Origin of the sequence: Mesorhizobium sp. L103C105A0 (assembly GCF_000502215.1) — a bacterium.
In the GTDB taxonomy this organism is placed as follows: Bacteria; Pseudomonadota; Alphaproteobacteria; order Rhizobiales; family Rhizobiaceae; genus Mesorhizobium.
The window spans coordinates 33247-45395 of record NZ_AYXF01000012.1 but is presented as its reverse complement, the minus strand read 5'-3'; the positions used below and the strand labels follow the sequence as shown (position 1 = coordinate 45395).

At 63.3% G+C, this 12149-nt stretch carries 11 protein-coding genes and 1 pseudogene; 5 read left to right on the top strand and 7 right to left on the bottom strand.

Annotated elements, in window-relative coordinates; translation table 11 throughout:
- Window positions 1-12: 12 nt before the first annotated feature.
- The 7 genes and pseudogenes from X727_RS140010 to X727_RS140035 form a co-directional block, all read right to left on the bottom strand.
- On the bottom strand, window positions 13-1032 hold the full coding sequence (locus X727_RS140010; RefSeq protein WP_023835035.1) for a zinc-binding alcohol dehydrogenase family protein: 1020 nt from the start codon (window positions 1030-1032) through the stop codon (window positions 13-15).
- Between the two features lie 74 nt (window positions 1033-1106).
- Window positions 1107-2072: an ABC transporter permease gene (locus X727_RS140015; protein WP_023735136.1), complete on the bottom strand. Its 966-nt coding sequence runs from the start codon at window positions 2070-2072 to the stop codon at window positions 1107-1109.
- Between the two features lie 23 nt (window positions 2073-2095).
- Window positions 2096-3619, bottom strand: a complete 1524-nt coding sequence (locus tag X727_RS140020) for a sugar ABC transporter ATP-binding protein (protein ID WP_023835034.1) — start codon at window positions 3617-3619, stop codon at window positions 2096-2098.
- Between the two features lie 146 nt (window positions 3620-3765).
- A complete protein-coding gene (locus X727_RS140025) occupies window positions 3766-4758 on the bottom strand; it encodes an ABC transporter substrate-binding protein (protein ID WP_023835033.1) in 993 nt (330 codons plus the stop codon).
- A 12-nt stretch (window positions 4759-4770) separates the two neighbouring features.
- Window positions 4771-4986 carry a hypothetical protein gene (locus X727_RS140030; protein WP_023669815.1) on the bottom strand — a complete coding sequence of 72 codons (216 nt, stop codon included), beginning with the start codon at window positions 4984-4986 and terminating at the stop codon, window positions 4771-4773.
- A gap of 73 nt (window positions 4987-5059) precedes the next feature.
- Window positions 5060-5975 (bottom strand): annotated as a pseudogene (locus tag X727_RS01000000165025) (aldo/keto reductase).
- 52 nt (window positions 5976-6027) lie between these two features.
- Window positions 6028-7533 carry an altronate dehydratase family protein gene (locus X727_RS140035; protein WP_023728563.1) on the bottom strand — a complete coding sequence of 502 codons (1506 nt, stop codon included), beginning with the start codon at window positions 7531-7533 and terminating at the stop codon, window positions 6028-6030.
- 256 nt (window positions 7534-7789) lie between these two features.
- On the opposite strand from X727_RS140035, the gene X727_RS140040 reads away from it, so the two are divergent.
- From X727_RS140040 to X727_RS140060, 5 genes are all read left to right on the top strand, one after another.
- On the top strand, window positions 7790-8692 hold the full coding sequence (locus X727_RS140040; RefSeq protein ID WP_023686615.1) for a GntR family transcriptional regulator: 903 nt from the start codon (window positions 7790-7792) through the stop codon (window positions 8690-8692).
- Between the two features lie 211 nt (window positions 8693-8903).
- Complete coding sequence (locus X727_RS140045; RefSeq protein ID WP_023835030.1) at window positions 8904-9260, top strand: DUF2946 family protein; 357 nt, start codon at window positions 8904-8906, stop codon at window positions 9258-9260.
- 105 nt (window positions 9261-9365) lie between these two features.
- The gene (locus X727_RS140050; protein ID WP_023835029.1) at window positions 9366-9905 is read left to right on the top strand and encodes a copper chaperone PCu(A)C; all 540 of its coding nucleotides are present in this window, start codon (window positions 9366-9368) and stop codon (window positions 9903-9905) included.
- 39 nt (window positions 9906-9944) lie between these two features.
- The gene (locus X727_RS140055) at window positions 9945-10463 is read left to right on the top strand and encodes a YcnI family protein (RefSeq protein WP_023835028.1); all 519 of its coding nucleotides are present in this window, start codon (window positions 9945-9947) and stop codon (window positions 10461-10463) included.
- A gap of 53 nt (window positions 10464-10516) precedes the next feature.
- Entirely contained in the window at window positions 10517-12142 is a 1626-nt protein-coding gene (locus tag X727_RS140060) for a copper resistance CopC/CopD family protein (RefSeq protein ID WP_050591322.1), read from the top strand.
- Window positions 12143-12149: the final 7 nt, after the last annotated feature.

Sequence of the window (12149 nt, the reverse complement as noted above, 5' to 3'; positions counted from 1 at the left end):
CCACCTGCGATGTTATGCCCCAACCTCGATCACAGCCTTGATCAACCCCGATTTCTCATGCGCCCAGCGGGCGAGATCATCCGGCGTGCCGGCCAGCGTGGTGCGGTGGGTGACGAGTTTTGCCAGAGGCACGGCGCCGTTGCGTATCGAGGCGGCGACGTGATCGAAATCGACTTTCAGCGCGTTGCGGCTGCCGATCAATGTCATTTCGCGCTTGTGGAATTCCGGGTCGGAAAAGACGATGTCGTCCTTGACGACACTGACCAGCACGAGCGTGCCACCATGCGCGACATGTGCGAAGGCCGACTGCACCGAGGCGGTGTTGCCGGTGGCGTCGAAGACGATGTCGAACCCTTCGCCGCCGGTTGCCTCGCGCACCAGTTCGGCTGCCGCTTTTTGTGAGCCGTCGAGCGTGGCGAAGCCAAGTTCGCCTTTTGCAAAATCCAGCCGCTCCGTGCTCATGTCGAGCAGGCTGACATCGAGCCCGGCGATGCGCGCAAACAGCGCTGCGCCAAGGCCGATCGGCCCGGCGCCGATGACCAGCGTGCGGGCGCCTGGTTCGGCGCGAGCGCGCCGCACGGCATGCGCGCCGATGGCGAGGAATTCCACCGCCGCCGCATCGGCCAGCGACAAGCCGTTTGCCGGATAAAGATTCTGCGCCGGCACCAGGATCTTCTCGGCCATGGCGCCGTCGCGATGGACGCCAAGCACTTCGATCCTGACGCAGCAATTCGGCTTGCCGTGCCGGCAGGCGATGCATTTTCCGCAAGCGAGATAGGGATTGATGATGACGGGCTCGCCCATGGCAAGGTCGACATCTTCGCCGGTCTCGACGACGGTGCCCGACACTTCATGGCCCATGATGCGGGGATAGGCAAGGAACGGGTGCTTGCCTTCGAAGATGTGGTAGTCGGTGCCGCAGATGCCGACATGGCTGACGGCGACCAGCGCCCAGCCGGCAGGCGGCGCTCCTGGCGCCGGCCGGTCTTCCAGGACAAGCTCGCCGGGCGAGCGGCAGACAACAGCTTTCATTCGGCAATTCCAGTGTTTCTCAAAAAAGGCGCCGGTCCGTTGTTAAGCAGGCCGGCGCAGAAGGTCAGGGAGAATTACTTGCCGCGACGGCGCAGCCCGTCGAAATAGACGATGATTATGATCAGCGCGCCGGTGATGATGCGCTGCCAGAACGAGTTGACGTTGAGCAGATTGGCGCCGTTGTTGATGGTGGCCAGGATGAAGGCGCCGAGCAGCGGGCCATGCACCGAGCCGACGGCGCCGAACAGCGAAGTGCCGCCGATCACCGATGAGGCGATCGCCTGCAACTCCCAACCTTCCGCCTGGGTAGGGTTGCCGATGCCGATGCGCGCCGCCAGCAGCACGCCGACGAAGGCCGCGCATAGGCCCGACAGCGTGTAGGCCATGTAGATGGTGCGCTGGACATTGACGCCCGAGAGGCGCGAGGCCTCGGCATTGGATCCCACAGAGAAGAGATAGCGGCCCCAGCGGCTGTGGTGCAGGAAGATGTAGGCCGGGATACCGACCAGGATCACCATCCAGAACAGATTGGGGATGCCGACAAAGGAACTGCGCGAGAACGCGGTGAAGCTGTCGCTGTTGATGTTGATCGAATTGCCGTTGGTCATCAACAGGCCGATGCCGCGCAACGAGGTCAGCGTCGCCAGCGTGATGATGAAGGGCGGCAGGCCCATCTTGACGATGCCGAAGCCATGGAACAGTCCGATGGCAACGCCGACCAGCAGCGTCACCAGAATGCCGACCCAGATCGGGAAGCCGGCATTGATCATCATGGCGACAATGACGGTGGCGAAGCCGACCACGGCGCCGACCGAGAGGTCGATGCCGCCGGTGATGATGACGAAGGTCTGGCCGACCGCCATGATGGCGATCATCGAGCCCTGCCGCAAAAGATTGGCGATGTTGTTGGAGGAGGCGAAGCTCGGCGTCGCCACCGACAGCACGATCCAGAGCAGAACCAGCAACGCCAGAAGCGTCAGCCCGAACAGGACGTTGTAGTTCCGTTTCGGTTTTTCGATCGCGACGGTTTCGATGCTCATGGTTCCTCCCGTTTCTTGTTTTGTCAGCCGATCGCCTGCGTCAGCACGTCTTCGTGGCTGGCGGCGCGAAAGCCATGGCTGGCGACCAGTTTGCCGCGCCGGAACACGTGCAGCGTATCGGCGAGCTCGTAAACCTCGGGCAGATAGGACGAGATCAGGATGATGCCGGCGCCCTTGGACAACAGTTCCCCGAACAGGCGGTAGATCTCGGCCTTGGTGCCGACATCTACGCCGACCGTAGGCTCGTCGAAGATGAACAGCTTGGCGCCGTGCGCCAGCCATTTGCCGATAACGATCTTCTGCTGGTTGCCGCCGGACAGGCTGGAGGCCAGTGCGCCGCGTGTTGGCGTCTTGATGCGGAGGCCGGCGATCTGGCGATCGGCTTCAGCCTTTTCCTTCGTGTTCGAAATCAGCAGGTTGTTGGAGATGCGCTTGTAGATCGGCAGGTTGAGGTTGAGGCCGACCGGCAGGTTCAGGCACAGGCCCTGGTCGCGGCGGCTTTCCGGCGCCAGCGCCATGCCGAGCTTGATCGCGTCGTGCTCGGAATTGATGTGGACCGGCTTGCCTTGCCAAAGGACCTGTCCGGCCGACTTCTTGTGGCGGCCATAGAGCGTGGTGACGAACTCGCTCCGCCCGGCGCCGATCAGGCCATAGAGCCCGACGATCTCGCCGGCGCGCACTGTCATCGAGACGTCTTCGAAGCCCTTGCCCGACAGGTTTTTCGCTTCAACGATCACGGCACCGGGGGTGAAATGCTCCTTGTGGTAGACTTGCTCGATCGAGCGGTTGATCATCATCTTGACCAGCTCGGCGTCATTGGTCTCGGCAATGTTACGAGTGCCGACCAGCGTGCCGTCGCGCAGCACCGAGACGCGATCGGCGAGTTCGAACACCTCTTCCATGCGATGGCTGATGTAGATGATGGTGACGCCTTCGCCCTTGAGCCTGCGGATCAGCGTGAACAGCTGGTCGGCTTCCTTGCGGGTGAGATAGGCGGTCGGCTCGTCGAAGATGAGGAATTTGGTGCCGCGCACGGTGGCGCGGGCGGCGGCGATCAGCTGCTGCTGGCCGATGGTGAGGTCACCCAGCATGACATGCGCCGGCAGGTCGAAGCCGAGACCGTCGATGATCTTCTGCGCTTCCTTGACCATGGCGCGCTGCTGCAGGATGCCGAAGCGCGAATTCTCCTCGCCGAGGAACATGTTGGCGGCGACGGTGAGATGGCGACAGAGCACGACCTCCTGATGCACGGCGTTGATGCCCAGCGCCATCGCCTCGTGCGGGGTTGCCAGCGCTGCCGGTTTGCCCTCCCAGATGACATCGCCGGAGGTGCGCGGCATGACGCCGGTCAGAAGCTTGATCAGGGTGGATTTGCCGGCGCCGTTCTCGCCGACGATGGCGTGGATCTCACCTGCCTTGAAGGCAAGGTGAACGGGCTTCAGCGCATGCGTGCCGGGATAGCGCTTTTCCAGCCCGTGCAGTTCGAGGATCGTCCTGCCGGGCGCTAGCGTTGGGGCCGGGTGCAGTTCCTGCGCCGTGGGCGTCATGACAATCCTCCCAGGTTGGCCTTACGGTTGGCACGTCGCGATGCAGTCAGCCACATCGCCGAGGTAATTCAAGCCGGTGGATATTCAAGCCGGTATCGAATGTTTCCGGGGCGCGAGGCCCCGGAAACGATTTTTGCCTGACGGGCTCAGAGCTTCGGGTTGAGCAGGGCGTCGATCTTGGGGTCTTTCATGTTTGCCTTGGTCACCAGGTTGGCGCCGGTGTCGACATTGGCCTCGACCTTCTCGCCCTTCGAGGCGGCGAGCGCGGTCTTGATGCCGTCATAGCCCATCCGGTACGGATCCTGGACGACGAGCGCGGAAATGACGCCGTCATTGAGGAACTTGATCAGCTTCTCATCGCTGTCGAAGCCGACCAGCGCCAGCTTGCCGCCAAGGTTGTTCTCGGCGACTGCCTGACCGACGCCCTGCGCCATGATCAGGTTGGACGCGAAGATGCCCTTGAGGTTCGGGTTGGCGGTGATCAGGTCGGTGGCGATGTTGAGACCGGTCGTTGCCTGGCCGTCGGCATATTTGTCCGCGACGAGCTTGAGCCCCGGATATTTCGCGGCCAGCTGCTCGGTGAAGCCCTGCTTGCGCTGCTCCAGCGAACCGGCGCCCGGCGCGTTGGTGATCAGGGCGACGTCGCCCTCGATCTTGCCGCCATTGGCTTCGCCGATGGCTGCTGCAAGACCGTCAGCGGCTACGCGTCCGCCCTGCACATTGTCGGTGGTCAGGAACGAGGTGAACGCCTTGGAGTCGGCGCCGGAGTCGATGCCGATGACCTTGACCTTGCTGGCCGCTTCATCGATCGGCTTGCCGAGCGCCTTGAATTCGGTCGGCGCGATGACGATCGCGGCCGGGTTGCCGGCGACGGCATTCTCGAGGATCGAGACCTGGCCGTTGACGTCGGTTTCAGCCTGGGCGCCGAGTTCGGGTACGTTGACGCCGAGATCCTTGCCGGCCTTGCGGGCGCCGGCCAGGACGATCTGCCAGTAGAAGGACGTGGTGTCCTTGACGATGATCGGAATGGTCACGTCCGCCGCCGAAGCCGGCGCCGTGTGCAGCGTGCCTGCAAACATCGAGGCGGCAGCAAGTGCCACCAGTGAACGGCGGTTGAGAATGCTGGTCACGAATTTCATTAGGAATCCTCCCTAGATCGCCCGGTGAAGGTTGCGGAAGCTCCATTTGGATAGGCGCGGCCCAAACAGAACTTTATCAATAAAAAACAGTTGCCGCTTTTTGATAGTGCATCGGTCCGGCCGACGCAAGCGGTGTTTCATATCGGCCTGCGCATGGCTCGGCGGGGAAACCTCCCTGCCGATCCTCAGTGCCACGTCCAGACGCTCCCGATCCTCCTTGATCATCATGGAATATTAATTCCACCGTCGAGTCAATATGGAATATTCATTCCTTCTTGAGAGCCGTGATCGTGGCGTTTCGTCAGCCGAGCTCCTGAACGATGGTGTAGGGAGCGTAGCGGGCGAATTCCGCTTGCGGCACCTGGACGTTGAACAGGTCGAGGTTGCGCGTCAGGTTGGCGGGCTTGGCCGTTCCGGTCAGCACGCTGGCCACGACAGGCTCCTGCAGCGGAAACTGCAATGCAGCCGCCGCCAGCGGATATCCGCCCTCATCAGCGATTTTCTCCATCGCCCCAACACGCTCGAGTATGTCCTGCGTCGCCGGCAGATAATCGAAATGCGCGCCGTGCACCGGCCCGGTCAGATCGGAAGAGCACACGTCTNCGGCTGGCCAGCAGGATGCAGTCGAGCGGCGCTTCGCGCAGCACGTCGAGGCAGATCTGCACCTCGTTGACGCCGAGCCCATAGGCGGAAATCACGCCGGACGTTTTAAGCTCTTCCAGCGCCTTCAAGCCGCCGTCGATCAGCTGGCGAAAGTGCAGCTTCGTCTTCTCGACGCCATGTGTGTAGGTGCCGATGTCGTGCACAAACAGGATGTCTATCCGGTTCAGCCCGAGCCGGGCATAGGAGAACTCGACCGAGCGCATGATGCCGTCATAGGAGTAGTCGTAGTCGAGCGCGAAGGGCAGCGGGTCGACATAGGAATGATCGGGAACCTGGTCTTCCGGCACCGGGCGGAACAACCGTCCGACCTTGGTCGACAGCACATAGGAATCCCGCGGCTTGTAGCGCAGGAAATCGCCGGTCCGCCGTTCCGACAGGCCGAAGCCATAGAAGGGCGCGGTGTCGAAATAGCGCAGGCCGGCATCCCAGGCTGTCTGCAGCGTCTCCATCGCCGCTTCGCGCGGACACGCCCGGTAGAGCCCGCCGATCGCCGCCCCGCCGAAGCTTATCTCGGTTACCTCGAGCGCAGTCGTGCCGATGCGGCGTTTGTCCATCCACAGCCTCCCCTTGTGAGCCGTCTTTGCAGCCCGCTTTTTTCGTCGGTGGTTAGAGCGTCGCGCCGAGGTGCCACGGCACGAACTCGTTGTCGCCGTAGCCGAACGCCTCGCTCTTGGTCTTGCGGCCCGATGCCGTCTCGACGATGAGTTCGAAGAGTTCCCGGCCCATGCCGGCGATGGTCTTCTCACCCGAAGCGATGACGCCGCAATTGACGTCCATGTCCTCTTCCATCTGGTGGTACATGGTCGAGTTGGTGGCGACCTTGATCGACGGCGTGGGCCGGCAGCCGAAGCAGGAGCCGCGGCCGGTGGTGAAGACGATGATGTTGGCGCCGCCCGCCACCTGACCGGTCGCCGAGACCGGGTCGTAACCGGGCGTGTCCATGAACACCAGGCCACTGCCGGTGACCTTTTCTGCATAACCGAAGACGCCGTTGAGCGGAGTCTGGCCGCCTTTGGCCACGGCGCCCAGCGACTTTTCCAGGATGGTGGTCAGACCGCCGCGCTTGTTGCCGGGCGAGGGGTTGTTGTCGATCGAGGCGCCGTGTTTGGCGACATGGTCCTCCCACCATTTGACGAAACCGTCGAGCTTCTTGGCGATCTCCGGCGTTGCCGCGCGATAGGCGAGCAGATGTTCGGCGCCATAGATCTCCGTCGTCTCCGACAGGATGCCGATGCCGCCGACGCCGGCCAGGATGTCGACCGCCGCTCCCAGCGCGGGATTGGCGGTGATGCCCGACATGCCGTCGGAACCGCCGCATTGCAGGCCGACGACGATCTCCGAGACCGGGATCGGCTCGCGCTGATACTGGCCGACTTCCTCGGCGATTTCGGCGAGCACGCCCATCGCCTTTGCGACCGATTTGCGCGAACCGCCGGCGTCCTGGATGTTGAAATGGCGTTTTCCCGCCGCCGCACCCTTCTGGCCGTAAAGGGTGAGCTGGTTGACCTCGCAGCCGAGGCCGACCATCAACGCGCCGCCGAAATTCGGATGGCGGGTGTAACCGGCGAGCGTGCGGTGCAGTACCATCATGCCGTCGCCGGTGCCGCTCATGCCGCAGCCCTGGCCATGGACGATCGGGACGAAGCCGTCGATCCCCGGATATTTCGGCAGCAGCACGCGGTTGGCCTCGTCGGCGATGGCGTGGCAGACGGTGGCCGAGCAATTGACGCTGGCGATGATGCCGATGAAGTTGCGGGTGCCGGCACGGCCATCGGCGCGACGATAGCCCATGAATGTCCGGGCGCGGTCAGCTTCGGTGGCATGCTCCGCTTCGCTCGGCGGCACCACCGGCAGACGGCCGGACTCGAAGACCAGATTGTGCGAATGGACGTGGTCGCCGGGCGCGATGTCCTGGGTGGCGCGGCCGATGGCCTGGGCATACTTGACCACCGCCTCGCCGGCGGCGATAGGCTTGATCGCCACCTTGTGGCCGGGCTCGATCAAGGCCGTGGCGACGGCGCCGCCGGGCAGAGGGGTGCCGATCTCGATGCGGCCATTGGCGACCGCGACATTGTCGGCGGGGGACAGAAGAATGCTGTTCGAGGCGTTCACGGGCAGTTTCCTGGGTCTGTTCCTGGGGATGCGCGGATTGACACGCGTCTGTTTACATATAATGTCTTTTATCGTGAAAAAACATTTGTGCGTCAATTGTTTTTTCAGGAGGAGACCATGTGTCCGATGGACGCTTGGCTTGTGGGGAGCGGCGTCTGACACGCAGAGCGTTTGCTCTGCCGGGTGAGAGCCAGGACATATGTGATATCGCGCTTCAAGCCAGCCACAGCAAGCGCCGGCGCGCAACGGGGCAGGGATGTCGAAGAGCAACAACGTCTACAAGGACGCTTACAACAGGGGTCTGCGGCTGCTCGATGAGACGCAGAGCCTGCCGTCGGAGCCGGAACTGGGCACTTTGCTCGGCGTCAGCCGGACCACCGTGCGCACCATTCTGGCGCGCATGGAAGAGACCGGGCTGATCGCGTGGAACAAACGCAGCAAGACAGTGCTCAGGACGCCGAAGCCGGATGATTTCTTCCCCGAGGAGGAGACAGACACACTGGCCCAGATCATCGAGCGGTCGTTTATGCGCAGGTTGCTGGCCGGCGGTGCAGAGGCCGGCATGCAGATCAACGAGCTCGAACTGGCGCGCGAGATCGGCGTCGGCACCACCAGCGTGCGCGAGTTCCTGATCCGCTTCTCCCGCTTCGGCCTGATCGAGAAGCGGCGCAACAGCCACTGGGTGCTGAAGGGGTTTACGCGAGCCTTTGCGCTCGAACTCACCGAAATCCGCGAGATGTTCGAGATACGCTCGGCGGCGGCCTTTGCCGCCTTGCCTGGGGATAGTCCGGTCTGGGCGGATCTCGACCGGCTGGAAGACGAGCACCGGCTTCTGGCCAGCGAAATCGCCATCCGCTTCAACGAATTCTCGGAGCTAGACGAGCGCTTCCACCGGCTGATCCACCGGGCGTCGCACAACCGCTTCATCGTCGATTTCTACGACGTCATCGCCATGATCTTTCACTACCACTACCAGTGGAACAAGGCGCAGGAGCGCGAGCGCAACGAAGTCGCGGTGAGCGAGCATCTCGCCTACATCGCGGCGCTGAAATCGCGCGATCTCGGCAAGGTCGACGCCGCCTGCCGCAAGCATCTGAAGTCGGCACGCCACACGCTGTTGACGTCGATCCCGGAAATCGGCGGCCGCCCGGCTTCCTGAGCGCGACGTCCGAAGGGACGTTATGCGCACAAGATCTCTGCCTCATGCCGTTATCCCAAACCGCTGCGCACTTTTGTGCGACATGGATCGAACGCGCCGCGTTGCCGCAGCGATGATTTGGCGATTTTCCGCCGACATGCCGCGTGCTAGATATCCACGCGTTGCTGCGTGAAGAGGCAGGTCTTTGGACTTCCGGCGTAAGAGATGGAGCATGACGGCCGCCTTTGTCGCGGCCTGTGTGCTGCTGCTCCAGTCGACGCTCGGCGTGCTTGCTTTCGGCATTGCGCCGGATGCCTCGCAACTCGACGCTTTCGGCAACGTCATCTGCAGCCATGATGGGGCGGTCCAGCTTCCCGGCGGCGATCCGCACCAGCCGCACATGCCGGCATGCTGCATGCTCGGCTGCAGCATGGCCTCCGTCGCCTATGCGCCGCCAGCAGGCGTCGGCGTGGCGCCGGTGAGCCTGTCTTTTGAAACAGTCGCGTTTCTTCCGCCGGCAGTCAGGCATCCCGACGTTACGCGTGAGCGCTCTCCGGCCAATCCGCGCGCCCCGCCGCTTGCGGGCTGAAAAACCGCCGCTCGCTTGGCGTAACCCGCGCGGGCGATAATCATCCAATGATAAACTCGTTCGCAGCCGGACAAAGGCGCGACCTCATATTCATGGAGCCTACCCATGTCCCGTTTTCGTCATGCCGGCGCGTTGCGCCGCAGCACCCCTATCTTCACCACTATCGAGCAGCGTCTCGGCAGCGCCCTCTTTGCCTTTGCACTGTTGTTCGTCGGCGCCCATTCCGTCCTTGCGCATGAGTTCAAGGCCGGTGACATCGAGATCGAGCATCCCTGGTCCCGTGCCACGCCAGCCGGCGCCAAGGTCGCCGGCGGCTATTTCACCATCGTCAACAAGGGCAGCGCAGCGGACCGGCTGCTGTCGATTGCCTCCGGCATTTCGGGCAAGGCCGAACTGCATGAAATGGGAGTCAAAGACGGCGTCATGACCATGCGCCCGGTCAGTGGCGGCCTGGACATTCCGGCGGGCGGCAAGATCACGCTGGGTCCTGGCGCCTACCACGTGATGTTCATGGATTTGAAGCAGCCGCCTAAAGAAGGCCAGATGTTTGCCGCCACGCTGACTTTCGAGAAGGCCGGAACCGTGACCGTCGAGTTTGCCGTGCAAGCCATAGGCAGCGCGCCACCCCTCGAAGACAACGACTGACCAATCAATTTGCCAACCGATTTTTCGAGAGGGACCATCATGAACAAGTATCTTTTGCCGGCCGCTGCATTCCTTGTCCTGGGGACAAGCGCTGCCTTCGGCCATATCACGCTCGAAACCCAGGAAGCGCCGGTCGGTTCGACCTACAAGGCCGTGCTGCGGGTGCCGCATGGCTGCGACGGCAAGGCGACGATTGCCGTGCGCGTGCAGATCCCGGAAGGGGTGATCGGAGTGAAGCCGATGCCGAAGCCGGGCTGGACGCTGCAGGTCAAGAAAGGCAAGTACGAGAAATCCTACCAGCTCTATGGCGAGGCGGTGACCTCGGGCGTCGAGGAAGTCGACTGGAGCGGCGGCAGCCTGCCGGATGAATTTTATGACGAGTTCGTCTTCCGCGGCACGTTGGCCGCCGATCTGCCGGCCGGGCAAAAACTCTATTTTCCGGTGGTGCAGGAATGCGATGGCGCCACCACGCGTTGGATAGAGATTCCGGCGGCTGGTCAGGATGAGGATGCGCTGGAAGATCCGGCGCCCGGCCTCAACCTGCTGCCCAAGAAATGATGCATTGGCGGCGCGCTGCTTCGAAGCGGCGCGCCACTGTTTTGGTGGATGGCATGAACGTGGCCTGTTTCCAGCGGATGGAACGGACAGCCGGCAGGTGCTTCAGCTTGCTGGCCGCGATCCTGCTGCTTGCCGTCCTTGCCACGCCAAACCAGGCCTTTGCCCATGCGGCGCTGATCAAGGCCGAGCCTGCCGACGGCGCGGTTCTGGAGCGAGCGCCGACGCAATTTTCGCTGACCTTCAGCGAGCCTGTGTCGCCGCTGGTGCTGACCTTGGTGCGGCCCGACGGTACGCCTGTCGCTTTGACCTCGTTTCGGTTGAGCGACCAAACGGTTGAGATCGACAATCCACAAAAGCTCGGGCCGGGCACCCATGTCTTGAGCTGGCGGGTGATTTCCGCCGATGGCCATCCGGTCGGCGGCTCGGTGCTGTTTTCCGTTGGCGCGCCAAGTGCGGCGCCGGCGGTGGGGGAAGCTGTCGATATAGATTTGCGGTCAGCGATCTGGACCGGCAAGGTTCTTCTCTACATCGGGCTTTTCCTCGGCATTGGCGGCGCCTTCGCGCTGACATGGCTGGCGCAAGGCCAGCGCTCAGGCCAGCGCTTCGTCATTGCCGCCATCCTGTGCGGGCTGGTCGCAGCACCCCTGTCGCTCGGGTTCCAGGGGCTGGACGCGCTGGGCGCGCCACTCGCCCGGCTGGCGCAACCGGTGGTCTGGCGGACGGCGCTTGGCACCAGCTTCGGCTGGACGGTGCTGATTTCGCTGGCGGCGCTCGGGCTTGGCCTGCTGTCGTTGGTCGGATCGCGTGCTGGCGCCAGGCCGTTGGCGCTCGCCGGGCTGGCCGGTGTGGGTGCAGCCCTTGCCGCCAGCGGCCATGCCAGTGCAGCCGAACCGCAATGGCTGACGCGGCCTATGGTGTTCCTGCATGGCGCCGGCATCGCTTTCTGGGCTGGAGCATTGCTGCCGCTCGGCCTGGCGTTGAGCAGCCAATCGGTGGAAGCCGGGGCGTTCCTGCGGCGGTTTTCGCGCGCGATCATGCCCGTGGTGGTAGTGCTTGCCGCCGCCGGTGTGGTGCTCGCCATCATCCAGGTGCAGACACCGGCGGCACTGGTCAACACCGCCTATGGCCGGCTGCTGCTGATCAAGCTGGCGCTGCTGGTGTTTCTGTTCACGCTGGCGGCGGTCAATCGATGGCGGCTCACCGCCTTGGCCGAGGCCGGAGCGACGGAAGTGCGGCGACGGCTTAGCCGCTCGATCTCAGTCGAAATGCTGATCGTGCTCCTGATCTTCGGCGTTGCCGCCGGCTGGCGCTTCACGCCGCCGCCACGGGCCCTGGCAATCGCCGCGGCACAACCGACGTCGACCCATATCCACACTATGAAGGCGATGGCCGACATCGACATCACGCCCGGCCATACCGGGGAGGTCACCGCCTCCATCGTCATCATGGATGGCGATTTCGGCCCGCTCGACGCCAAGGAAGTGACGCTGGTGCTGTCCAAGCCCGATTCGGGGATCGAGCCGATCAAGCGTCCGGCGACCAAGCCAGGCGACGGCACCTGGCGGGTCGATAATCTCGTCATTCCGATTCCAGGCCGCTGGACGGCGCGGCTCGATATTCTGGTTTCGGATTTCGAAGTGATAAAGATCGAAGCGCCGATCGATATCCGCGCCGAGTGATATTCAG